This is a genomic window from Shigella sonnei (genome assembly GCF_002950395.1).
Lineage (GTDB): Bacteria > Pseudomonadota > Gammaproteobacteria > Enterobacterales > Enterobacteriaceae > ECMA0423.
On sequence record NZ_CP026802.1, the window covers coordinates 4,519,175 to 4,541,210 of the forward strand.

At 51.5% G+C, this 22,036-nt stretch carries 21 protein-coding genes; 9 read left to right on the forward strand and 12 right to left on the reverse strand.

The window, feature by feature from the left end:
- Positions 1–221: 221 nt before the first annotated feature.
- Positions 222–1,235: a tRNA (adenosine(37)-N6)-threonylcarbamoyltransferase complex transferase subunit TsaD gene (tsaD, locus tag C1P89_RS23325; protein WP_001264365.1), complete on the forward strand. Its 1,014-nt coding sequence runs from the start codon at positions 222–224 to the stop codon at positions 1,233–1,235.
- A 42-nt stretch (positions 1,236–1,277) separates the two neighbouring features.
- On the opposite strand, the gene ttdT is transcribed toward tsaD, so the two are convergent.
- From ttdT to ttdA, 3 genes are read right to left on the reverse strand one after another with little or no spacing between them, the layout of a single operon-like run.
- Positions 1,278–2,741, reverse strand: a complete 1,464-nt coding sequence (gene ttdT / locus C1P89_RS23330) for an L-tartrate/succinate antiporter (protein WP_000804919.1) — start codon at positions 2,739–2,741, stop codon at positions 1,278–1,280.
- 48 nt (positions 2,742–2,789) lie between these two features.
- Positions 2,790–3,395, reverse strand: a complete 606-nt coding sequence (gene ttdB / locus C1P89_RS23335) for a L(+)-tartrate dehydratase subunit beta (RefSeq protein WP_000722950.1) — start codon at positions 3,393–3,395, stop codon at positions 2,790–2,792.
- Positions 3,392–4,303 (reverse strand): L(+)-tartrate dehydratase subunit alpha, encoded by a 912-nt coding sequence (gene ttdA / locus C1P89_RS23340; protein ID WP_000986797.1) that lies wholly within the window; start codon positions 4,301–4,303, stop codon positions 3,392–3,394. Before ttdA ends, ttdB begins: the two co-directional genes overlap by 4 nt.
- A gap of 206 nt (positions 4,304–4,509) precedes the next feature.
- Here ttdA and ttdR point away from each other — a divergent pair, with 206 nt between their 5' ends.
- Positions 4,510–5,442 (forward strand): L-tartrate utilization transcriptional activator TtdR, encoded by a 933-nt coding sequence (gene ttdR / locus C1P89_RS23345; RefSeq protein ID WP_000935206.1) that lies wholly within the window; start codon positions 4,510–4,512, stop codon positions 5,440–5,442.
- 12 nt (positions 5,443–5,454) lie between these two features.
- Here the strand turns inward: ttdR and plsY are convergent, their stop codons facing one another.
- The gene (gene plsY, locus C1P89_RS23350) at positions 5,455–6,072 is read right to left on the reverse strand and encodes a glycerol-3-phosphate 1-O-acyltransferase PlsY (protein ID WP_001272796.1); all 618 of its coding nucleotides are present in this window, start codon (positions 6,070–6,072) and stop codon (positions 5,455–5,457) included.
- A 104-nt stretch (positions 6,073–6,176) separates the two neighbouring features.
- Here plsY and folB point away from each other — a divergent pair, with 104 nt between their 5' ends.
- Together folB and bacA are read left to right on the forward strand one after the other, a co-directional pair.
- On the forward strand, positions 6,177–6,545 hold the full coding sequence (gene folB, locus C1P89_RS23355) for a bifunctional dihydroneopterin aldolase/7,8-dihydroneopterin epimerase (protein ID WP_005137085.1): 369 nt from the start codon (positions 6,177–6,179) through the stop codon (positions 6,543–6,545).
- A gap of 90 nt (positions 6,546–6,635) precedes the next feature.
- Positions 6,636–7,457: an undecaprenyl-diphosphate phosphatase gene (bacA, locus tag C1P89_RS23360; protein ID WP_005137087.1), complete on the forward strand. Its 822-nt coding sequence runs from the start codon at positions 6,636–6,638 to the stop codon at positions 7,455–7,457.
- Between the two features lie 162 nt (positions 7,458–7,619).
- Here the strand turns inward: bacA and cca are convergent, their stop codons facing one another.
- Both cca and C1P89_RS23370 read right to left on the reverse strand, forming a co-directional pair.
- Positions 7,620–8,858 carry a fused tRNA nucleotidyltransferase/2',3'-cyclic phosphodiesterase/2' nucleotidase/phosphatase Cca gene (gene cca, locus C1P89_RS23365; RefSeq protein WP_000708437.1) on the reverse strand — a complete coding sequence of 413 codons (1,239 nt, stop codon included), beginning with the start codon at positions 8,856–8,858 and terminating at the stop codon, positions 7,620–7,622.
- A gap of 63 nt (positions 8,859–8,921) precedes the next feature.
- On the reverse strand, positions 8,922–9,542 hold the full coding sequence (locus C1P89_RS23370; RefSeq protein ID WP_001125331.1) for a TIGR04211 family SH3 domain-containing protein: 621 nt from the start codon (positions 9,540–9,542) through the stop codon (positions 8,922–8,924).
- A gap of 241 nt (positions 9,543–9,783) precedes the next feature.
- Here C1P89_RS23370 and ygiF point away from each other — a divergent pair, with 241 nt between their 5' ends.
- From ygiF to hldE, 3 genes are read left to right on the forward strand one after another with little or no spacing between them, the layout of a single operon-like run.
- Positions 9,784–11,085 (forward strand): inorganic triphosphatase, encoded by a 1,302-nt coding sequence (ygiF, locus tag C1P89_RS23375; RefSeq protein WP_000046318.1) that lies wholly within the window; start codon positions 9,784–9,786, stop codon positions 11,083–11,085.
- Between the two features lie 22 nt (positions 11,086–11,107).
- Positions 11,108–13,948 carry a bifunctional [glutamate--ammonia ligase]-adenylyl-L-tyrosine phosphorylase/[glutamate--ammonia-ligase] adenylyltransferase gene (gene glnE / locus C1P89_RS23380; protein WP_005137092.1) on the forward strand — a complete coding sequence of 947 codons (2,841 nt, stop codon included), beginning with the start codon at positions 11,108–11,110 and terminating at the stop codon, positions 13,946–13,948.
- Between the two features lie 47 nt (positions 13,949–13,995).
- On the forward strand, positions 13,996–15,429 hold the full coding sequence (gene hldE / locus C1P89_RS23385) for a bifunctional D-glycero-beta-D-manno-heptose-7-phosphate kinase/D-glycero-beta-D-manno-heptose 1-phosphate adenylyltransferase HldE (protein WP_000869158.1): 1,434 nt from the start codon (positions 13,996–13,998) through the stop codon (positions 15,427–15,429).
- Between the two features lie 118 nt (positions 15,430–15,547).
- Here hldE and ibsE read toward each other — a convergent pair whose 3' ends face one another.
- From ibsE to C1P89_RS23405, 4 genes are all read right to left on the reverse strand, one after another.
- Positions 15,548–15,607 (reverse strand): type I toxin-antitoxin system Ibs family toxin, encoded by a 60-nt coding sequence (ibsE, locus tag C1P89_RS23390; RefSeq protein WP_001387082.1) that lies wholly within the window; start codon positions 15,605–15,607, stop codon positions 15,548–15,550.
- Positions 15,608–15,923: 316 nt separating this feature from the next.
- On the reverse strand, positions 15,924–15,983 hold the full coding sequence (locus tag C1P89_RS23395) for a type I toxin-antitoxin system Ibs family toxin (RefSeq protein WP_001387081.1): 60 nt from the start codon (positions 15,981–15,983) through the stop codon (positions 15,924–15,926).
- A 238-nt stretch (positions 15,984–16,221) separates the two neighbouring features.
- Positions 16,222–17,883 carry a flotillin family protein gene (locus C1P89_RS23400; protein WP_000341046.1) on the reverse strand — a complete coding sequence of 554 codons (1,662 nt, stop codon included), beginning with the start codon at positions 17,881–17,883 and terminating at the stop codon, positions 16,222–16,224.
- A gap of 26 nt (positions 17,884–17,909) precedes the next feature.
- On the reverse strand, positions 17,910–18,539 hold the full coding sequence (locus tag C1P89_RS23405; protein ID WP_000599954.1) for an OB-fold-containig protein: 630 nt from the start codon (positions 18,537–18,539) through the stop codon (positions 17,910–17,912).
- Positions 18,540–18,807: 268 nt separating this feature from the next.
- Between C1P89_RS23405 and glgS the strand changes: the two genes are divergently transcribed.
- Both glgS and C1P89_RS23415 read left to right on the forward strand, forming a co-directional pair.
- A complete protein-coding gene (glgS, locus tag C1P89_RS23410) occupies positions 18,808–19,008 on the forward strand; it encodes a cell surface composition regulator GlgS (protein WP_000350095.1) in 201 nt (66 codons plus the stop codon).
- Positions 19,009–19,154: 146 nt separating this feature from the next.
- Complete coding sequence (locus C1P89_RS23415; RefSeq protein WP_005147854.1) at positions 19,155–20,186, forward strand: IS630-like element IS630 family transposase; 1,032 nt, start codon at positions 19,155–19,157, stop codon at positions 20,184–20,186.
- Positions 20,187–20,205: 19 nt separating this feature from the next.
- Here C1P89_RS23415 and C1P89_RS23420 read toward each other — a convergent pair whose 3' ends face one another.
- Together C1P89_RS23420 and C1P89_RS23425 are read right to left on the reverse strand one after the other, a co-directional pair.
- Positions 20,206–21,270 carry a fimbrial protein gene (locus tag C1P89_RS23420; protein WP_001269793.1) on the reverse strand — a complete coding sequence of 355 codons (1,065 nt, stop codon included), beginning with the start codon at positions 21,268–21,270 and terminating at the stop codon, positions 20,206–20,208.
- Position 21,271: 1 nt separating this feature from the next.
- Positions 21,272–22,021, reverse strand: a complete 750-nt coding sequence (locus C1P89_RS23425; RefSeq protein ID WP_001269825.1) for a fimbrial biogenesis chaperone — start codon at positions 22,019–22,021, stop codon at positions 21,272–21,274.
- Between the last annotated feature and the right edge of the window lie 15 nt (positions 22,022–22,036).

Here is a 22,036-nt window from a genome sequence, read left to right on the forward strand (position 1 = left end):
GATTAATTCGGTTTGCCGCTGGCATCAACGCCAGCTTATTTCAAAATGGTGCGGAATTTTACTGCAATTGCTGCTGCTTTGTAAAGCACCGCGGCCTTTTTGAAAGGGACTTTTATAAGGGTGAGGAGTATACACGAGGCTTTCTCCAGGGGCGAACAAAGTTTTACATCAACCCGCATTGGTCCTACACTGCGCGGTAATAAAGCGAGGTAAAACAAGTCATGCGTGTACTGGGTATTGAAACTTCCTGCGATGAAACCGGCATCGCCATTTACGACGATGAAAAAGGTTTGTTAGCCAACCAATTGTATAGTCAGGTGAAATTGCACGCTGACTATGGCGGCGTCGTGCCTGAACTGGCCTCCCGCGATCACGTGCGCAAAACCGTACCGTTGATCCAGGCGGCGCTAAAGGAGTCTGGCTTAACGGCAAAAGACATTGATGCTGTGGCCTATACCGCAGGCCCTGGATTAGTCGGCGCACTGCTGGTTGGCGCAACCGTGGGGCGTTCTCTGGCGTTTGCCTGGAACGTTCCGGCAATCCCGGTACACCATATGGAAGGGCATCTGTTAGCGCCGATGCTGGAAGATAACCCGCCGGAATTTCCGTTTGTCGCGCTGCTGGTGTCCGGCGGTCATACGCAGTTAATCAGCGTGACTGGCATTGGTCAGTACGAGCTGCTCGGCGAGTCTATCGATGATGCCGCCGGTGAAGCGTTTGATAAAACCGCGAAGCTGCTGGGGCTGGATTATCCTGGCGGACCGTTACTGTCGAAAATGGCGGCTCAGGGTACTGCCGGGCGCTTTGTTTTCCCGCGTCCGATGACCGACCGTCCGGGGCTGGATTTCAGCTTTTCTGGTCTGAAAACCTTTGCGGCGAACACGATTCGTGACAACGGCACCGACGACCAGACGCGTGCTGATATCGCCCGCGCCTTTGAAGATGCGGTGGTCGATACGTTGATGATTAAGTGTAAGCGAGCGTTGGATCAGACGGGCTTTAAGCGACTGGTCATGGCGGGCGGCGTGAGTGCTAACCGCACGTTACGGGCGAAGCTGGCTGAAATGATGAAAAAACGCCGCGGCGAAGTGTTCTACGCGCGTCCGGAGTTTTGTACTGATAACGGCGCGATGATCGCCTATGCCGGAATGGTGCGGTTTAAAGCAGGCGCGACGGCGGATCTCGGCGTTAGCGTGCGTCCGCGCTGGCCGCTGGCGGAGTTACCGGCTGCGTAAAACTATTGGGTGCCGGAGAGCAATTTCCGGCACCGTCCTCACTTAAAGCAACACCACGGGCATCCACAGTAAGCCGGTAATCACCAGCAACACGAGGAATATCAGCCCAAAAATCGCCCCCAGTCGCCAGTAATCCGCCGTTGGCAGATAACCACTACCGTAGTAAATCGGACTGGGTCCGGTGGCGTATGGTGTAAGAATGCTCCCCAGACCAATTGCCGCGCCAACCATCAGGCAGAACACCGGCAGCGGGATTTCCGGCATCGCCAGCGCAGCGGCAATCATCATCGGTGCGAGGGCGGAGGTATACGCCGTGGCGCTGGCGAAAAAGTAGCGCAGCAGATAAAACACCACAATCAACGCCACCATCACCATCGTTGGCGAATAACCGCTTAAGCTGCCTGCTAACAGTTTGCCAAACCAGCTAATAAAACCGGTGTTGTTGAGTCCGGTAGCGAGGGTGATAAGCGAGGCCAGCCAGAAGAAAACGTTCCACGCCGCTTTATTACTGACAATGTCGTCCCAACTGATAATGCGCAGAAGCAGCATCAGTGCCACCACGCTGTAACCGACCATCGCGGCATCGATATAATCACCGCCGAAAATCCACAGCACCAGCGCGCCTACTATCAGCCCCAGCATCCGTTTTTCACGCGAACAGAGCGGGCCCATTGCCTGCAGTTCCGTCTCTGCCCAGCGCGGCACCTGATCGCCAGACTTCAGTACCGGCGGGTACAGCACATAAGCCAGCCAGGGAACCAGCAGCACCAGCAAAATACTGAGCGGCAACATCCCGAGGAACCAGTCGCCCCAACTCAGCGTGGCGTGAGATGCGCTTTTCATCAGTCCAATTAACAGCAAGTTTGGTGCCATCGCCGTCAAGAAAATGGCGCTGGTCACGCAGTCGGCAACAATCCCCATCCACATGATGTACGAGCCAATGCTGCGCGAACTGCTGTCGTTTGGTTGTGATTGATAGAGCGGTGGCAGGTTACGGATGATGGGATAGATAATCCCCGCACCACGCGCCGAGTTGGACGGTGTTACAGGTGCGAGGATCAGCTCGGAGAACATCACCGCATAGCCGAGAAACAGCGTGCGATGTCCCATCTTTTTCACCAGAATCAGCGCAATGCGGCGTCCAAGCCCGGTTTTTTCATAGCCTGTGCCAAACATAAAGGCGGCGAAAATCAGCCAGATAACCGAATTAGAAAAACCGGAAACGGCCCACGAGAGGGATTTTGCAGTGAATTTAAAGCCTGGCTGAGCGAGCTGCTCCGGGCTGAACAGCAGCCAGGGAGAGAGTATGGCGATGATGGATATACCCACCATCGCCACCACGGCACCCGGCACGGGTTCGAGGATCAGTCCAACGATCACGCCAGTAAAAACGGCAAAGTAGAGCCAGGTATGACTCTCCAGCCCTGCGGGAACCGGAATTAGAGCAATAATGGCGATGACCGCCAGCGGCGCAAGGTATCGCCACCATTCAGTGGAAGGTTTCATCGTGTTATGCCTGCGAAAAAGGAGAGGGGGCGAGCCTCTCCGGGAGGGTTATTTGATGTAATGGACGTGCTCGCAGATCTCTTCCACGATGGGATCGCGGCGTTCGGCGAACAGCTTTTTGTTTTCGGCTATCAGGTTGTTGCCGTGGGTATCAATAGAGACAATCAGCGGGCCGAACTCTTTGACCCGACAGACCCACAGCGACTCCGGCATTCCGAGCTCTGTCCAGTGCACTTCTTCAATCTCTTCCACCTGGGTTGCCGCCAGCACCGCGCAGCCTGCCGGGAAAATCACATGTAGCGCCTTGAATTTCTGGCAGCCTTCTTCGGTCAGCGGCCCCATTCCGCCTTTGCCAACCACCAGTTTCACGCCGGTCTGCTCGATAAATTCACGTTCAAAACTTTCCATACGCATACTGGTTGTCGGGCCAACGGAAACCATCTCCCATTTATCGCCGTTTTTGCGCACGATGGGGCCAGCGTGGAAAATCGCTTTGCCGTTGAGATCGTAAGGGATCGGACGTTTCAGTTCGATCAAGCGGCGGTGACAAACGTCACGGCAGGTCACCAGCGTACCGGTCAGGTAGATCACATCGTCGACGCGAATATCTTGCAGATCTTCAGCTTTGATCGGGGTTGTCAGGATCTTTTTCATAACGCGCTCCGGGTGTGAGACAGATTTTCAAAGGTGAGATCGGCATGAACCAGCAGTGTGCCGCGACGATGCGCCCAGCAGCCGGTAGAGACAGCAACGCCGATGGTTGACGGATGGCGGGCGGCAGATTCGATATGTACGCCCATCACTGAACTGTTGCCAGTCAGCCCTTGTGGACCAATCCCCAGACGGTTGAGTCCTTCTTCCAGGCGTAGCTCCAGTTCTGCCGCTTTTGGATTGGGATGGCGGCTGCCAATCGGGCGCAAAATGGCTTTACGCGAGAGTACGGCGGCGGTTTCCACCGAGGTGGCGATGCCCACGCCCACCAGTACCGGTGGACAGGCGTTTACGGCGAGGGTGGAGATATTTTCGAAGACGAATTTCACCACGCCTTCGTAGCCTTCTGACGGCATTAACACTTTCGAGCGGCCAGGTAGCGTGCAGCCGCCGCCTGCCATGTAAACTTCGATTTCCGCATCGTCATTGTCGGGGATGATGTCCCAGGTGACCCACGGTACGCCGCTACCGGTATTTTTGCCGGTGTTTACTTCGTCAAAAATTTCTACCGCATTGTGACGTAGTGGCGCTTTGACGGTTGCCTCTTCCACGGCTTGTTTGAGTATGCTTTGCAGCTCGCCAAGCAGTGGGAAGCGGGAACCGACTTTAACGAAGAACATAATCTCCCCGGTGTCCTGACAGGCAGGACGATTCAGGTCAATCGCTTTTTGCATGTTGTCGAACATCGTATGGTAGATAATTTTCCCCATCGACGACGTTTCGGCATCCTTTAGCTGTTTTAGTTTATCCACCACGTCATCAGGCATTCGGGTAGAAATCATGGCGGTAAAGTTAGCGACAATCTCCGTCAACTTATTCACTGCCTGTTGCTTATTACTTTCGCTCATCATGGCAACTCCAGTTTTTGTATTTGTCTGGAAAAATTCACCGCCACAAACTACCACTAAAAATGTGGTTTTATATTTTTTGCCACCGTGAATATGTAATTAACAATTCGTGAATCAACGCGAAAATAAGAATGAATATTGCGCCAGAGCAGGGAATGGCAATGTTTTGCGAAATACACTGCGCTTATCACAACTGCGGATAATTAACGATGCTGAATAGCTGGCCTTTAGCCAAAGACTTGCAGGTACTGGTAGAAATCGTCCACAGCGGGAGTTTTAGCGCCGCAGCGGCGACGCTTGGGCAGACGCCTGCATTTGTCACCAAGCGGATCCAAATCCTTGAAAATACGCTGGCAACAACGCTGCTGAACCGCTCCGCTCGCGGCGTGGCGCTGACTGAAAGTGGCCAACGTTGTTACGAACATGCGCTGGAAATCCTCACCCAATATCAGCGACTGGTCGATGACGTCACGCAAATCAAAACGCGCCCGGAGGGGATGATTCGTATTGGTTGCAGTTTTGGTTTTGGGCGCAGCCATATTGCGCCAGCCATTACCGAACTTATGCGCAATTATCCTGAGTTACAGGTGCATTTTGAATTGTTCGATCGGCAAATTGATTTAGTGCAGGATAATATTGATCTGGATATTCGTATTAATGACGAAATTCCTGATTATTATATTGCGCATCTGTTAACGAAAAATAAAAGAATATTATGCGCAGCACCTGAGTATCTGCAAAAATATCCGCAGCCACAATCATTACAGGAATTAAGTCGTCATGACTGTCTGGTGACCAAAGAGCGCGATATGACCCACGGAATATGGGAGTTGGGGAACGGTCAGGAGAAAAAATCGGTGAAGGTTAGCGGGCATCTTTCCTCCAATAGCGGCGAGATAGTGTTGCAATGGGCGCTGGAGGGCAAAGGGATTATGCTGCGTTCCGAGTGGGATGTGTTGCCGTTTCTGGAGAGTGGCAAACTGGTGCAAGTATTGCCGGAGTATGCACAAAGCGCCAATATCTGGGCTGTTTACCGGGAGCCGCTCTATCGCAGCATGAAATTACGTGTCTGCGTGGAATTTCTGGCGGCATGGTGCCAGCAACGGCTGGGCAAGCCCGATGAAGGCTATCAGGTCATGTAGATCCACCAGAAATCACTCGGGATCCTTTTCGCGCTTTCTTTTGAATTTCGTCCAGATTTTTGTCTCCTGACGACGCCACAGACGCTGGATGTTGTCATGATGACGCAGCAGGATCAGGCAAGAGAGCATCGAAACCGGGAAGGTGAATTGTGGCTTAAACCACCAGACATAAAACGGAGCAATCAGTGCACTGACAATCGCTCCCAGCGACGAGTATCCGCTCAATAGCACGGTCAGTAACCAGGTTCCCGCCATTACTCCGGTGAGATCCCAGCCAATGGGTGCGATGGCACCAAAAGCGGTAGCAACGCCTTTTCCTCCTTTAAATCCGAAGAAAACGGGCCAGATGTGTCCAAGACAGGCGGCGATGGCAATTAAGCCTAACCAGAAGGGGCTGACACCTAATTCATACGCGCCCCAGACGGGCAACATTCCTTTCAGAACGTCGAAAATCAGTACTGCTACGGCTGCTCCCTTGCCACCGATACGTAACACATTGGTTGCGCCTGGATTGCCGGAGCCGCTGGTTCGCGGATCGGGCAGCCCACACAAGCGGCAAACCAGAATGGCACTGGAAATGGAGCCGCAGAGGTACGCGATGAGGATCATTCCAGGCGCGATTGCACTCATAAGCTGTTCCGTTTTGAAAATTCGTGTTCAACGATGAATCTGTGGATAATACGCACATTTCGCCGGAAGTGGTATCCGGTTAGCCAAAAAGCAGGCAGGACGTGATGGATATTGTATTTATAGAGCAACTTTCGGTAATCACCACTATTGGTGTTTACGACTGGGAACAGACCATCGAACAGAAGTTAGTGTTCGATATCGAAATGGCATGGGATAACCGTAAAGCGGCGAAAAGTGATGATGTGGCGGATTGCCTCAGTTACGCTGACATTGCAGAAACGGTGGTCAGCCACGTCGAGGGGGCGCGTTTTGCGCTGGTGGAACGCGTGGCTGAAGAGGTGGCGGAGCTGCTGTTAGCACGCTTCAACTCGCCGTGGGTGCGCATCAAACTCAGCAAGCCAGGCGCAATGGCGCGGGCGGCGAATGTTGGTGTAATCATTGAGCGTGGCAATAATCTGAAAGAAAATAATTAATTTTACAGCTGTTAAACCAAACGGTTATAACCTGGTCTTACTGCAGTAGTCCGGACAAGCGGTACATTTTAATAATTTAGGGGTTTATTGATGAGCGATATGCACTCGCTGCTGATAGCGGCAATATTGGGTGTGGTCGAAGGATTGACAGAATTTCTGCCGGTATCCAGCACGGGCCATATGATTATTGTCGGTCACTTGTTGGGGTTCGAGGGCGACACGGCGAAAACCTTTGAAGTTGTGATCCAGTTAGGATCAATTCTGGCGGTAGTAGTGATGTTCTGGCGGCGTCTGTTTGGCCTGATTGGCATCCACTTTGGCCGCCCGTTGCAGCACGAAGGAGAAAGCAAAGGTCGTTTAACGCTGATCCACATTTTGCTGGGGATGATTCCGGCGGTGGTACTGGGGCTGTTGTTCCACGACACGATTAAGTCATTGTTTAACCCGATAAATGTGATGTATGCACTGGTCGTTGGCGGTTTGTTGCTGATTGCCGCCGAATGCCTGAAGCCGAAAGAGCCGCGTGCGCCGGGTCTTGATGATATGACCTATCGTCAGGCGTTTATGATTGGCTGTTTCCAGTGTCTGGCGCTGTGGCCGGGTTTCTCCCGTTCCGGGGCCACCATTTCAGGTGGGATGCTGATGGGCGTGAGCCGTTACGCTGCTTCCGAGTTCTCGTTCCTGCTGGCGGTACCGATGATGATGGGCGCAACGGCGCTCGATCTCTACAAAAGCTGGGGCTTCCTGACAACCGGCGATATCTCGATGTTTGCCGTTGGGTTTATCACCGCTTTTGTGGTGGCGCTGATAGCGATTAAAACCTTCCTGCAATTGATTAAGCGCATTTCGTTTATCCCGTTCGCCATTTATCGCTTTATTGTGGCGGCTGCGGTGTACGTCGTGTTCTTTTGATTGAGAAAAGGTTCGGGAGCAGGCCTGGTTTTCTCCCTCGCTCTGTAGGGAGAGGGCCGGGGTGGGGGTGATTGTTCGCACCGGTGCTGGTCTGTTCCCCTCACCCTAACCCTCTCCCCGAAGGGGCGAGGGGATGGTTCGTGTTAACGTTTAGTTTTATACTCAGTCAGGCTTTGGGCAACGTTGTTCCTTCCAACTGGCTACCGCCGCAATCCGCCGTCGGGTCAGCTCCTCGCGAATCTCCACACCTTTAAATCCCGCTTCAACGACCGCTTTTGTCGGCACTGACTGCGCCACTTCCCAGGCTTCGCGCAACCAACGGCCTTGCGGGTAGTCCGCTGATTCAAAACCGGTTCTGCCGCGTACGTCAGCCTCGCTGGTCAGCGCCAGTTGCTCGACACGCTGCGGTTTACGCCAGGCGTCGATGGAATCAAACAATTTGACGATAGTTTTTGGGTTCAGCATTGGGAAGGTGTGGATGAGATCGTGAAACTCAGCCACCAGTCTGGCTAAATCGCGAATTTCATTTGGCACGCGCAGACGCTGGCAGAGTTGTTCCACTAATTTCACACCCGCCGGACCGTGACCATGATGACGCGGCCAAAGTTCTGGCGGCGTCAGTCCTTTACCGAGATCGTGGCATAAAGTTGCGAAACGGACATCGACCTGCGGACTCAGCATCGCCGCCATTGAGAGCGTCATTAAGGTATGAATACCCGTGTCGATTTCCGGATGCCACCTGGCAGGGGCCGGAACGCCAAACAGTGCGTCAATTTCCGGGAATAAAACGCGCAGTGCGCCGCAATCGCGCAGTACCTGGAAGAACACCTGTGGATTGCGGGTGGTGAGGGCGCTTTCCGTCTCTTTCCATACCCGTTCAGGCGTCAGGTGTTCCAGTTCACCCGCATGGGTCATCTCGCGCATCAGCGTCAGAGTTTCATCGGCAATACGAAAACCGAGGTGGGCATAACGCGCAGCAAAACGCGCCACGCGCAGTACGCGTAACGGATCTTCGCCAAAAGCGGGGGAAACATGGCGCAACAGACGATTTTGCAGATCGCCCAGACCGTTGTACGGGTCGATAATCTCGCCGTTATCGTCCTGGGCCAGCGCATTAATGGTCAGATCGCGACGCTTAAGATCATCTTCCAGCGTGACATCCGGTGCGGCATAGCAAGTAAAATCGGTGTAACCGGAACCGGATTTCCGTTCGGTACGTGCCAGCGCATACTCTTCATGCGTTTGCGGATGTAGAAACACAGGAAAATCGCGGCCTACCTGCTGGTAGCCCGCGTCGAGCATCTCCTGTGGCGTACTGCCGACTACCACCCAATCTCTGTCTTTGACCGGTAGCCCTAACAATGCATCCCGAATAGCACCACCGACCAGATAAATCTTCACGCCATCATCCCTTCGTCAAATACACAATTCCTAATAATAAGACAGTGCAACGAAGAAGGCGATTTAGTTCATCCAGCGATCTTTGCGTTTGCGGCTTGGGATCAGGTGCGGCAGTACCAGACCGAGCAGCAAGCCAAGCCCCAGCACGCCACCGCCATACATAAACCATTGCATGATGATGGTGCGCTGTTTGTCATCCAGCTGTACGCTGGCGGCATCGACCTTTTTCTGCGCGACAATCAGCTCGTTTTTCAGTTTCTGATTTTCTTCTTTTAACCCGTTGATCACGCTGTCGCTCTGCGCCACTTTTTGCTGCATTTCTGCGGTGCGCTGATTCCAGGTGTTATCGATATTGGTGAGTTTATCGGTCAGGGTTTTGACCTGATTTTCCAGATCTGGCACACGGGAGCGCAGGCTTGGCTCAGTGCTAAGTTGTTTCAACGGGATCCAGGCGGTACGGCCAGAGCTGTCTTTCACCTGGGCATAATTGGTGTTGGCGTCAGTTTGTAATAAGGTCACTTCCTCGCCGGCGTTAACCGTGCCCACGAGGCGATAATGATCTCCCGGACCGCTACGGACCCAGGTATTCAGTTCGTCAGAAACATAGCGCGTTTCTTCAGCGTGTGAGACGGCAGTCGCGCTAAGTGCGAGTAAAGTTAATCCGATCAGGCGTAATTTTGGCATCAGGCTGTCGTTATTGTCATGGAAAGTGGAACGATAGTAGTGGCATCAGTGTCGCTACGCAAAGCATTCGACATCAATCGGAATCCTCTGTGTCAGGTCTTGCCACTGCTTCAAACTTTTACGCCCGTCAAATTGCCCGTTGCATGGCAATTTGGCGCAAAATACTATCTACTGACAAAAAAGATCGCATTAAGTTCGCCGTTCATCGTCACTTATGTGACATAACCGATAAGTAAAGGCCATGGCTCAGGAAATCGAATTAAAGTTTATTGTTAATCACAGTGCCGTTGAGGCGTTGCGTGACCATCTCAATACGCTGGGCGGCGAGCACCATGACCCCGTGCAGTTGCTGAATATTTACTACGAAACGCCGGATAACTGGCTGCGTAGGCACGATATGGGCTTACGTATTCGTGGCGAAAACGGTCGCTATGAGATGACCATGAAAGTTGCAGGAAGAGTGACAGGCGGCTTACACCAGCGCCCGGAATATAACGTGGCGTTGAGCGAACCGACGCTCGACCTGGCGCAGTTTCCCTCGGAAGTCTGGCCGAACGGTGAATTGCCTGCCGATCTCGCTTCCCGCGTACAACCGCTGTTCAGCACCGATTTTTATCGCGAAAAATGGCTGGTGGCGGTCGATGGCAGCCGAATTGAAATCGCTCTCGATCAGGGGGAGGTGAAAGCGGGGGAATTTGCTGAACCTATCTGTGAGCTGGAACTGGAACTGCTTAGCGGCGACACGCGCGCGGTGCTGAAACTGGCGAACCAACTGGTATCGCAAACCGGATTACGCCAGGGCAGCCTGAGCAAAGCGGCGCGTGGCTATCATCTGGCGCAGGGCAATCCGGCGCGTGAAATCAAACCGACCACCATTTTGCATGTTGCGGCAAAAGCCGATGTAGAACAGGGGCTGGAAGCGGCGCTCGAGCTGGCGTTAGCGCAATGGCAGTATCATGAAGAACTGTGGGTACGCGGTAACGATGCGGCGAAAGAACAGGTGCTGGCAGCCATTAGCCTGGTCCGTCATACGCTGATGCTGTTCGGTGGTATTGTGCCGCGTAAAGCGAGCACTCACTTACGTGATTTGCTGACCCAATGCGAAGCGACCATTGCTTCTGCGGTTTCTGCCGTGACGGCGGTCTACTCTACCGAAACGGCAATGGCGAAGCTGGCGTTGACCGAATGGTTGGTAAGCAAAGCATGGCAGCCATTTTTAGATGCCAAAGCGCAGGGCAAAATCAGCGACTCCTTCAAACGCTTTGCCGATATCCATCTTTCCCACCATGCCGCTGAACTGAAAAGCGTTTTCTGCCAGCCGTTAGGCGATCTCTACCGTGACCAGTTGCCACGCCTGACGCGTGACATTGACTCAATACTGTTGCTGGCGGGTTACTATGATCCTGTCGTCGCGCATGCCTGGCTGGAGAACTGGCAGGGGCTGCGTCACGCTATTGCGACCGGGCAACGCATTGAAATTGAGCATTTCCGTAATGAGGCAAACAATCAGGAACCGTTCTGGTTGCACAGCGGAAAACGTTAATCAGGCAAGGATAAAATCGCTTATGAAGCCGCTCTCTTCACCGTTACAGCAGTACTGGCAGACCGTTGTTGAGCGGCTGCCAGAGCCTTTAGCCGAGGAACCACTAAGTGCACAGGCGAAGTCAGTACTTACTTTCAGTGATTTTGTGCAGGACAGCATAATTGCGCATCGAGAGTGGTTGACGGAACTGGAAAGCCAACCGCCGCAGGCCGATGAATGGCAGCATTACGCTGCATGGTTGCAGGAGGCGCTCAGTAATGTGAGTGACGAAGCCGGGTTAATGCGCGAGCTGCGGCTATTCCGGCGGCGCATTATGGTGCGCATCGCATGGGCGCAAACGCTGGCACTGGTTACTGAAGAGAGCATATTGCAGCAGCTCAGTTATCTGGCGGAGACGCTGATTGTTGCGGCGCGTGACTGGCTGTATGACGCCTGCTGCCGCGAGTGGGGAACGCCGTGCAATGCGCAGGGCGAAGCGCAACCGCTGCTGATCTTAGGCATGGGTAAGCTGGGCGGCGGGGAACTGAATTTCTCCTCTGATATCGATCTGATTTTTGCCTGGCCGGAACATGGTTGTACGCAGGGCGGACGCCGGGAACTGGATAACGCGCAGTTTTTTACCCGCATGGGGCAGCGGCTGATTAAAGTGCTGGATCAACCAACGCAGGATGGCTTCGTCTATCGCGTGGATATGCGACTGCGTCCGTTTGGCGAAAGTGGCCCGCTGGTGCTGAGCTTTGCCGCGTTGGAGGATTATTACCAGGAGCAGGGGCGCGACTGGGAGCGTTACGCGATGGTCAAAGCGCGGATTATGGGCGATAGCGAAGGCGTCTATGCTAACGAGTTGCGTGCGATGCTACGCCCGTTTGTTTTCCGTCGTTACATCGATTTCAGCGTGATTCAGTCGCTGCGCAACATGAAAGGAATGATTGCCCGTGAAGTGCGTCGGCGCGGTTTGACCGACAACATCAAACTTGGCGCGGGTGGTATTCGCGAAATTGAATTTATCGTCCAGGTATTCCAGCTCATTCGCGGCGGGCGCGAACCGTCGCTGCAATCGTGCTCTTTACTGCCAACGCTCAGCGCCATTGCTGCGCTGCATCTGCTTTCTGAAAACGATGCTGAACAATTGCGAGTGGCGTATCTGTTCCTGCGGCGTCTGGAAAACCTGCTGCAAAGCATTAACGACGAACAAACCCAGACGCTTCCTTCTGATGAGCTTAACCGTGCGCGGCTGGCGTGGGCGATGGACTTTGCTGACTGGCCGCAACTGACCGGGGCGCTGACCGCACATATGAACAATGTGCGCCGGGTGTTTAATGAATTGATTGGCGACGACGAAAGTGAAACTCAGGAAGAGTCGCTGTCGGAACAGTGGCGTGAGCTGTGGCAGGATGCGTTGCAGGAAGATGACACTACGCCAGTGCTGGCGCATCTTAGCGAGGATGATCGCAAACAGGTGCTAACGCTGATTTCCGATTTCCGCAAAGAGCTGGATAAGCGCACCATCGGGCCGCGAGGACGTCAGGTGCTCGACCATCTGATGCCGCATCTGCTAAGTGATGTCTGTGCGCGTGAAGACGCTGCTGTCACGCTGTCGCGCATTACCGCCTTGCTGGTGGGGATTGTTACCCGCACCACCTATTTAGAATTGCTCAGTGAATTCCCTGCGGCGCTTAACCATTTGATTTCTCTGTGTGCCGCATCGCCGATGATTGCCAGCCAGCTGGCGCGTTATCCATTATTGCTGGATGAATTGCTCGATCCAAACACTCTTTACCAGCCGACGGCGACCGATGCCTACCGCGATGAGTTGCGCCAGTATTTGCTGCGCGTGCCGGAAGATGACGAAGAGCAACAGCTTGAGGCGCTGCGTCAGTTCAAACAGGCGCAGCTGTTACGCATCGCCGCAGCGGATATCGCTGGTACGCTACCGGTGATGAAAGTGAGCGATCACTTAACCTGGCTGGCGGAAGCCATGATAGATGCCGTCGTTCAGCAGGCGTGGGTTCAAATGGTTGCCCGCTACGGTAAGCCGAATCACCTCAACGATCGCGAAGGGCGTGGTTTTGCAGTGGTCGGCTACGGCAAGCTGGGCGGCTGGGAGTTAGGCTACAGTTCCGATCTTGACCTGATCTTCCTCCATGATTGCCCAATGGATGCGATGACTGACGGCGAGCGGGAAATCGACGGACGACAGTTTTATCTTCGTCTGGCGCAACGCATTATGCACCTGTTCAGCACGCGAACCTCTTCCGGCATTTTGTACGAAGTGGATGCGCGGCTGCGCCCGTCCGGGGCGGCGGGAATGCTGGTTACCTCCACAGAAGCATTTGCCGATTATCAGAAAAACGAGGCCTGGACGTGGGAACATCAGGCGCTGGTGCGTGCGCGGGTAGTGTACGGCGATCCGCAGCTCACCGCGCACTTTGACGCAGTGCGTCGCGAGATTATGACGCTGCCGCGTGAAGGTAGAACTCTGCAAACGGAAGTGCGGGAAATGCGCGAGAAAATGCGCGCTCATCTCGGCAATAAACATCGCGATCGCTTTGATATCAAAGCTGATGAAGGCGGAATTACCGATATCGAATTTATTACCCAATATCTGGTGTTGCGCTACGCTCATGAAAAACCGAAGTTAACGCGCTGGTCAGACAACGTGCGTATTCTGGAGCTGCTGGCGCAAAACGACATTATGGAAGAGCAGGAAGCGATGGCGCTGACCCGTGCTTACACGACGCTGCGCGATGAACTTCATCATCTGGCATTACAGGAATTGCCGGGCCATGTGTCGGGGGATTGCTTCACCGCAGAGCGTGATCTGGTGCGGGCAAGCTGGCAGAAGTGGCTGGTGGAAGAATGAAGTATGGTATTATCGCGCGCAAATTTTGAATCTCTCAGGAGACAGGAATGAAAGTAACGCTGCCAGAGTTTGAACGTGCAGGAGTGATGGTGGTTGGTGATGTAATGCTGGATCGTTACTGGTACGGTCCCTCCAGCCGTATCTCGCCGGAAGCGCCGGTGCCCGTGGTTAAAGTGAATACCATCGAAGAACGTCCGGGCGGCGCGGCTAACGTGGCGATGAATATCGCTTCTCTCGGTGCTAATGCACGCCTGGTCGGGTTGACGGGCATTGACGATGCAGCGCGCGCGCTGAGTAAATCTCTGGCCGACGTCAACGTCAAATGCGACTTCGTTTCTGTACCGACGCATCCGACCATCACCAAATTACGGGTACTTTCCCGCAACCAACAGCTGATCCGTCTGGATTTCGAAGAAGGTTTCGAAGGCGTTGATCCGCAGCCGCTGCACGAGCGGATTAATCAGGCGCTGAGTTCGATTGGCGCGCTGGTGCTTTCTGACTACGCCAAAGGTGCGCTGGCAAGCGTACAGCAGATGATCCAACTGGCGCGTAAAGCGGGCGTTCCGGTGCTGATTGATCCAAAAGGTACCGATTTTGAGCGCTACCGCGGCGCTACGCTGTTAACGCCGAATCTCTCGGAATTTGAAGCTGTTGTCGGTAAATGTAAGACCGAAGAAGAGATTGTTGAGCGCGGCATGAAACTGATTGCCGATTACGAACTCTCGGCTCTGTTAGTGACCCGTTCCGAACAGGGTATGTCGCTGCTGCAACCGGGTAAAGCGCCGCTGCATATGCCAACCCAGGCGCAGGAAGTGTATGACGTTACCGGTGCGGGCGACACGGTGATTGGCGTCCTGGCGGCAACGCTGGCAGCGGGTAATTCGCTGGAAGAAGCCTGCTTCTTTGCCAATGCGGCGGCTGGCGTGGTGGTCGGCAAACTGGGAACCTCCACGGTTTCGCCGATCGAGCTGGAAAATGCAGTGCGTGGGCGCGCAGATACCGGCTTTGGCGTGATGACCGAAGAGGAACTGAAGCTGGCCGTAGCGGCAGCGCGTAAACGCGGCGAAAAGGTGGTAATGACCAACGGTGTCTTTGACATCCTGCACGCCGGGCACGTCTCCTATCTGGCAAATGCTCGCAAACTGGGTGACCGTCTGATTGTCGCTGTGAACAGCGATGCCTCCACCAAACGGCTGAAAGGGGATTCCCGCCCCGTTAACCCGCTCGAACAGCGTATGATTGTGCTGGGCGCACTGGAAGCGGTCGACTGGGTGGTGTCGTTTGAAGAAGACACGCCGCAGCGCTTGATCGCCGGGATCCTGCCAGATTTACTGGTGAAGGGCGGCGACTATAAACCAGAAGAGATCGCCGGGAGTAAAGAAGTCTGGGCCAACGGCGGCGAAGTGCTGGTGCTCAACTTCGAAGACGGTTGCTCGACCACTAACATCATCAAGAAGATCCAACAGGATAAAAAAGGCTAACCGGAAAGCGGTTCACAGATCTCGCTTTGTAGCAGGCAGGCCTATTGACGCTGTTGTTTTTTCAACCTAAAGTAAAGGAACAAGGGTAAGGGAGGATTTCTTCCCCTCTGATCAGTTGTTAGTAAGTCGGGAAACTTAACAGTAACAACACAACCAGTATGATGACGAACTTCATCATAACCCTTTCCTTCTATAAGGCCCCTTCCTCGGGAGGGGCTTTCCCGTTTCAGCCCCTTGCTGACTCCCCGATTGTTGATGAGCGCCGGACCCCGCGCAACGCTTTCCCTGAAGCAGTTTTGCCTTCCCCGAGCGATCACGCAAAACGCTGCAACGTCCTGAGCATTTGCACCTTTTAGCGGAACGCAGATATAAAAAATCCCCGGCTTTTTGGGCCAGGGATATGTGTTAATGAAACCTTCTTGACGCTGATTTTTTTTCAACCTAAAGTAAAGGAACAAGGGTGAGGGAGGATTTCTCCCCCCTCTGATTGGCTGTTAATAAGCTGCGAAACTTACGAGTAACAACACAATCAGTATGATGACGAGCTTCATCATAACCCTTTCCTTCTGTAAGGCCCCTTCCTCGGGAGGGGCTTTCCCGTTTCAGCCCTTTGCTGACTCCCCGATTGTTGATGAGCGCCGGACCTCGCGCAACGCTTTCCCAGAGGCAGTTTTGCCTTCCCCGAGCGGTCACGCAAAACGTTGCAACGGCCTGATCATTTGCAGTTTTTAGCGGAACGCAGATATAAAAAATCCCCGGCTTTTTGTGCCAGGGACGTTCATAGCTGAAAATTTATTCTACGTTTTCGGCGACGGGAGTTGTTGAGGTTAAGGGTGAAGTCAATGCCGCCAGTGAGCCGCCTGAAACGCCAATTTCATTGAGCAAGGAGTCAATCAGCGGTGCCTGTGTGCGGTAAGAGAGAGCGGCTGATAATGCTTGTTCCGCTAGGTTTCCGCCCCCCACATTACCCGTGTTTGCATCACCCGCAGCGCTGCCACGATTCAGACCATCGACCTGAATAATCTTGATACCGTCAATGGACTTCATCGGCTCAACGGATTTCTCTATTACCGCAGGTAGCGCCTGCAACAAGGCCAGTTTGAATTTAAGGCTGGTTTGTTCATCAGAAAGTACGTTGATAGCATCGTTCAGCGCACGTTGTGCTTCTGCTTCCGCCAGACCCTTTTTACGTGTAGCTTCGGCTAACTCAACGATAGCCGCCGCCTGCATCTCTGCGGCTTCTTTTTCTGCTTTCGCCCGCACGGTCAGTTCAACCGCTTTGGTTTCTGCATCCTGCGCGGCAGCGATTAGGGCAACTTGTTTAGCACGATCGGCTTCTGCGGTCTGGCGAGTGGTTTCTACGTTTTGTTGCGCACTTACTGCTTCTGCGAGTGCAAGGTTAGCACGCGCTTCTGCCTGGGACTGTTGTTCCGATTTGGCGGCAATAGCGATCGATTTCGTCTGGTTGGCGATTTCGGTGACCTGCTGCTGTTCGATCTCTTTAATACGAACTTCACGTTCAGCCTCAACCTTTCTTGAGCGGACGGCCTGCTCGCGCTCGATCTCCGTTTCCTGAATTTGTCGTTCAGCCAGAATTCGCGTCTGCTCTGCTTCACGACGACGTTCAGCTTCAAAAGCCGCAATACGTGCATTCTGTTCGGCAGTACGGGTTTTAACCTGCTGCTCCTGCTCAAGCGTCATAAACGCTTCTTGTTGTTCAATCTCCAACTTGCGCGAAAGTGCATCACGGTTTTTCTCACGCACCGCAACTTCTACATCCTGTTCAACTTCGTTACGTTCGCGACGACGGCGCTCCGTCTCCTGAGTCAGTTTGGTTAAACCTTCGGCGTCAAAGGCATTGTTCGGATTGAAATGTTCTTTCGAGGTCTGGTTAAAGTTGGTAAGTGAAACGCTTTCCAGCTCAAGACCGTTTTTCGATAGGTCTTCTGCGACAGTATTTTGTACTCCCTGCACGAAGTTCTCGCGGGTATCCTGTAACTCATGCATGGTCATTTGTGCAGCTGTTGCACGGAGGGCATCGACAAATTTATCTTCAACCAACATACGTAAGTCTTCTGGTGATAGCGTGCGTTGCCCCAACGTCTGCGCCGCAGTGGCGATGCCTTCTACAGACGGTTTTACCCGTACAAAGAAAGCGACTACTACATCGACACGCATACGATCTTTCGTAATCAGGCTATCAATGGTTGAGCGGCTGACTTCCAGCTTCAGAGTATTCATATTGATGGGGATTATTTCATGAAAGATCGGCATCACGATTGCGCCACCGCTCATCACCACTTTTTGCCCACCTAAACCAGTACGAACAAAAGCTTGCTCTGCCGAAGCGCGACGATAGAGCCTGGCGAAAATAATTCCAATAATAAACAGAATGCATACGGCAATAATCGCGGTAAACATCCAGGAGGGCACAGAATTAACAATATCATCCATTATTAAATTTCCTTTTGATTAATAAATTACAATATTTGTGGCCAGGGATTGTTTTCCGCCAAATATCGCGTTGCAGAAAGTCGGCAAATAATTAACACTTTGACTCCTTTAGTGAAAATTTTTCCTTCTTCAGGCTCCAGTAGTAAATAATGTATTTGGCCAAATTGATCGGTGAGTTTTCCTTCGCAGGGATTACCTGAAGTGGCTTGATGACCGGTAATTAATGCCATGCTACCAATATATTCTTCTTCTGTAATAGCTGAACTATGGTCGCGTGGAATCCAGGGCGCAACTATTTTACCGGTATAATGCACCGCAATAATCGTAAACAGTAAACTGACAGGAACCACGAACAGGTTCGACAGTGGTGATTGCCAGACCATGATGCAGGCATGCTGCAACAGGATGCCAATAAGACCAAAAAAACCAGCCAGCAAGCAGAGAACGACGAGAGCTGGCAATCTTCCGATATTGAGATAATGAAGTGCCTGGCTAATATGACCTGTGGTTATGGAATTATAATGGTCAAGATGTGCATCAAGAGCACCGGAGAGCATGTGACCGCAGATAAGCGCTAAAATTTCTAAAAGGCCGATCAACAGTACAAAGGAAATAGCGAAAAGATAAGGGGTATTATAGTCGGCGAATAAAATCATATGTCACTCCAATGTCCATTTAGTGACGCAATATTTACTTTGGGATAGTTTCCTTGCTTACATTTATCTTTGTTAATAATAACACATGTTAGAGAAGTTCTGGAAGAGAAAGTTTTTTAATATAGTTTTTTATTTTTCACTAAAAAGTGTGATCGGGGACAATATATTTACGCACGTTATGTTTAAAGGCACTACACTGATTGGGGAATACTGAAATCAGAAAAAGCATATGGCCTTAAAAGGTATGCGATAACCGGAGGATGTGCTTATGGATCATAGTCTTAATTCTTTAAATAATTTCGATTTCCTGGCGCGTAGTTTTGCCAGAATGCACGCAGAAGGTCGCCCGGTCGATATTCTTGCCGTTACTGGTAACATGGATGAAGAACATAGAACCTGGTTTTGCGCACGTTATGCCTGGTATTGCCAACAGATGATGCAGGCAAGAGAGCTGGAGTTAGAGCACTGATATAACGGGCCTGATGGCCCGTTTTAGTGTTTGTATTAGATGCTAAATAGCTGCGCGGAATAGTAGATCACTTTGAGGGAACTTAGCCCGGATTGTGCGATCTGATCAATCGCCAAATCAAAACAAATCACCAACCGGACTGAGCAATGCCGATCATAGCACCAATTTCCCGTGACGAACGACGCCTGATGCAGAAAGCCATCCATAAAACACACGATAAAAATTATGCCCGCAGACTGACTGCCATGCTGATGCTGCACCGGGGCGACCGTGTCAGCGACGTTGCCAGAACGCTCTGCTGCGCCTGTTCCTCTGTTGGACGCTGGATTAACTGGTTCACGCAGTCGGGTGTTGAGGGACTGAAATCATTACCTGCCGGGCGTGCCCGTCGCTGGCCGTTTGAGCATATCTGCACACTGTTACGTGAGCTGGTAAAACATTCTCCCGGCGACTTTGGCTACCAGCGTTCACGCTGGAGTACAGAACTGCTGGCAATAAAAATCAATGAGATAACCGGTTGCCAGTTAAATGCCGGAACCGTTCGCCGCTGGTTGCCGTCTGCGGGGATTGTGTGGCGAAGGGCTGCGCCAACTCTGCGTATCCGTGACCCGCATAAAGATGAAAAGATGGCAGCAATCCATAAAGCACTGGACGAATGCAGCGCAGAGCATCCGGTCTTTTATGAAGATGAAGTGGATATCCATCTTAATCCCAAAATCGGTGCGGACTGGCAACTGCGCGGACAGCAAAAACGGGTGGTCACGCCGGGACAGAATGAAAAATATTATCTGGCCGGAGCGCTGCACAGCGGGACAGGTAAAGTCAGCTGTGTGGGCGGCAACAGCAAAAGTTCGGCGCTGTTCATCAGCCTGCTGAAGCGGCTTAAAGCGACATACCGTCGGGCGAAAACCATCACGCTGATCGTGGACAACTACATTATCCACAAAAGCCGGGAAACACAGAGCTGGCTGAAGGAGAACCCGAAGTTCAGGGTCATTTATCAGCCGGTTTACTCGCCATGGGTGAATCATGTTGAACGGCTATGGCAGGCACTTCACGACACAATAACGCGTAATCATCAGTGCAGCTCAATGTGGCAACTGTTGAAAAAAGTTCGCCATTTTATGGAAACCGTCAGCCCATTCCCCGGAGGCAAACATGGGCTGGCAAAAGTGTAGCGGTATTAAGCGCAGCTATTTAGTTATAGGTGATTTTGAGGATTACGTCTTTACTAAACGGTCCCTCAACAACAGTCTCTGCCGGGTTCGCACTAAGTTCTGCCCTGAATGGTGCGGTGACCGAAGGTGCACTAGACGATGAAAAAGAAGCAAATTGTGAGAAGCGGTTAAATTCCGTTGCTGTTCCATCTTTATGAAATATCTTCAATAGCAGTCCATTACCCATATCCAGATGGCTATAATCACTCAAAATATCCGTAGTGAAAAAGCTCCCTAAAATATTGAATTGCTCAGTACAGGCCGCACCAGGATCTTTTGTCATGACTACACTAAACGTCTCACTAACGCTGGTATTTTTAATTGTTCGGGAATTTATTTTACCAAAGTCAACAACGCCATCAGCTGGTTCCAGTGCGACATTAACAAAGCAGTCAAGGACATGAATATTATTTAATCCACGAATCCTGAAGGTCAAATTTTTGTCTACTTCTATAGCTCCTGCGCCACTCATACCTTTAAACTCTAGAGCGATATATTCATCAGGTAACACCAGGTTTTTATTAACTCTATTGGCATTTTTTGCTAATTTAATATAGAGTTGTACGCGAGCTGGAAAGGTTACTGATAATTGAGGCTCAGGACCTCCACTACAGACAGCGGGGTTTTTATAGTGATTATTAAAGGTACCCGCTCCTTTTATATCAATGCATTCTGGTGCTGCGATAGCATTAGGGGCAGTCGAATCATAATCAACTCCATTGTATGTTACGCCAAAAATATAGGAGTTCTGATTATAAAAGTCCTGACCGCCTGGTAAAAACATCATTATATTAGTCCAGGCTGATGGGTATTCTTCTCCAGGTGATGGGGCAGGTAATGCATTATTACAGAAGACATTCATAAAATACTCACTGCTTTGCCAGATCTTATCACCTTTTTTACCATTACTGGGGATAGAAATTCTTGGTACGTAACCAATGACTACGGTATTTCCCCCTTCATGTTCAGCATAGCAGTCCATTGCCCATACAGGTAATGCACTAAAACCTATAATAAATATAATTACAATTAATAAGTAGCGCATATTATTTATCTCGTTTGGCTACGGAAACATTACAAGAGTTATTAACCGTCGGGCAGTTTATTTCATAAAAACTTAATCCACCAAAATCATTGATATAACCAACCTGAAAAGCTGACGGAACATTTTTAAACTGCGTATCTGCATGGCTATAAGGGGTTACCATTAAACTTTGCGTTTGTGGCAACATTGTGATTCCGTTTGTTCCGATATAACCCAGCGTAACGTGATAAGGCATCTTATTGTTAAAGCGGATCGAACCATCATTTCTACGGATGATTTCAACTTTTTCGTAAGACATTACCCCATCATCTTCTAATTCAATAGCTTTTGGTCGCCAGAATAGTTTCAATGCGTGCTGCATAGTGACTTGCATCACATTTTTTTTATCTGTTTTTGGCGGTATTTCTCGCACGTTAAAATAGAAGAGCGTTTCTCTGTCATTAGGCAGTTGAGCAATTTTTTCCTGACTTATCATTCTTATTTGAATTTGCTCACTGGGATTTAAACGTACCATAGGGGGAACCGTGACAATAAAGTCACGTGATTTATTGCCTTTCGTATCTTCTATCCATGTTTGCGCCAGATAGGGTAGATTTTTGCTTTGATTAGTAAGTTTTAATGCTTCCCCTTTATCTGACTCATTCATTATGATACGGGTACGGTCCGGGATGATGGCACCCCAGGCAATGCTGCTCATGCAGGCGAGTAATACTCCTGCTGCAATGAGATTCTTTGTGTTTAAGTAGCGCATTAGTTTCATCCTGAA

What these genes read in the sequence shown, in the direction of transcription:
- bacA (WP_005137087.1), top strand. Translation starts at nt 6,636, where the DNA reads ATGAGCGATATGCACTCGCTGCTGATAGCGGCAATATTGGGTGTGGTC.
- ttdT (WP_000804919.1), bottom strand. Translation starts at nt 2,741, where the DNA reads ATGAAACCTTCCACTGAATGGTGGCGATACCTTGCGCCGCTGGCGGTC.
- ygiF (WP_000046318.1), top strand. Translation starts at nt 9,784, where the DNA reads ATGGCTCAGGAAATCGAATTAAAGTTTATTGTTAATCACAGTGCCGTT.
- C1P89_RS23405 (WP_000599954.1), bottom strand. Translation starts at nt 18,539, where the DNA reads ATGATTTTATTCGCCGACTATAATACCCCTTATCTTTTCGCTATTTCC.
- tsaD (WP_001264365.1), top strand. Translation starts at nt 222, where the DNA reads ATGCGTGTACTGGGTATTGAAACTTCCTGCGATGAAACCGGCATCGCC.
- hldE (WP_000869158.1), top strand. Translation starts at nt 13,996, where the DNA reads ATGAAAGTAACGCTGCCAGAGTTTGAACGTGCAGGAGTGATGGTGGTT.
- glgS (WP_000350095.1), top strand. Translation starts at nt 18,808, where the DNA reads ATGGATCATAGTCTTAATTCTTTAAATAATTTCGATTTCCTGGCGCGT.
- C1P89_RS23420 (WP_001269793.1), bottom strand. Translation starts at nt 21,270, where the DNA reads ATGCGCTACTTATTAATTGTAATTATATTTATTATAGGTTTTAGTGCA.
- glnE (WP_005137092.1), top strand. Translation starts at nt 11,108, where the DNA reads ATGAAGCCGCTCTCTTCACCGTTACAGCAGTACTGGCAGACCGTTGTT.
- folB (WP_005137085.1), top strand. Translation starts at nt 6,177, where the DNA reads ATGGATATTGTATTTATAGAGCAACTTTCGGTAATCACCACTATTGGT.
- C1P89_RS23415 (WP_005147854.1), top strand. Translation starts at nt 19,155, where the DNA reads ATGCCGATCATAGCACCAATTTCCCGTGACGAACGACGCCTGATGCAG.
- ttdA (WP_000986797.1), bottom strand. Translation starts at nt 4,303, where the DNA reads ATGATGAGCGAAAGTAATAAGCAACAGGCAGTGAATAAGTTGACGGAG.
- plsY (WP_001272796.1), bottom strand. Translation starts at nt 6,072, where the DNA reads ATGAGTGCAATCGCGCCTGGAATGATCCTCATCGCGTACCTCTGCGGC.
- C1P89_RS23400 (WP_000341046.1), bottom strand. Translation starts at nt 17,883, where the DNA reads ATGGATGATATTGTTAATTCTGTGCCCTCCTGGATGTTTACCGCGATT.
- ttdR (WP_000935206.1), top strand. Translation starts at nt 4,510, where the DNA reads ATGCTGAATAGCTGGCCTTTAGCCAAAGACTTGCAGGTACTGGTAGAA.
- C1P89_RS23425 (WP_001269825.1), bottom strand. Translation starts at nt 22,021, where the DNA reads ATGCGCTACTTAAACACAAAGAATCTCATTGCAGCAGGAGTATTACTC.
- C1P89_RS23370 (WP_001125331.1), bottom strand. Translation starts at nt 9,542, where the DNA reads ATGCCAAAATTACGCCTGATCGGATTAACTTTACTCGCACTTAGCGCG.
- ttdB (WP_000722950.1), bottom strand. Translation starts at nt 3,395, where the DNA reads ATGAAAAAGATCCTGACAACCCCGATCAAAGCTGAAGATCTGCAAGAT.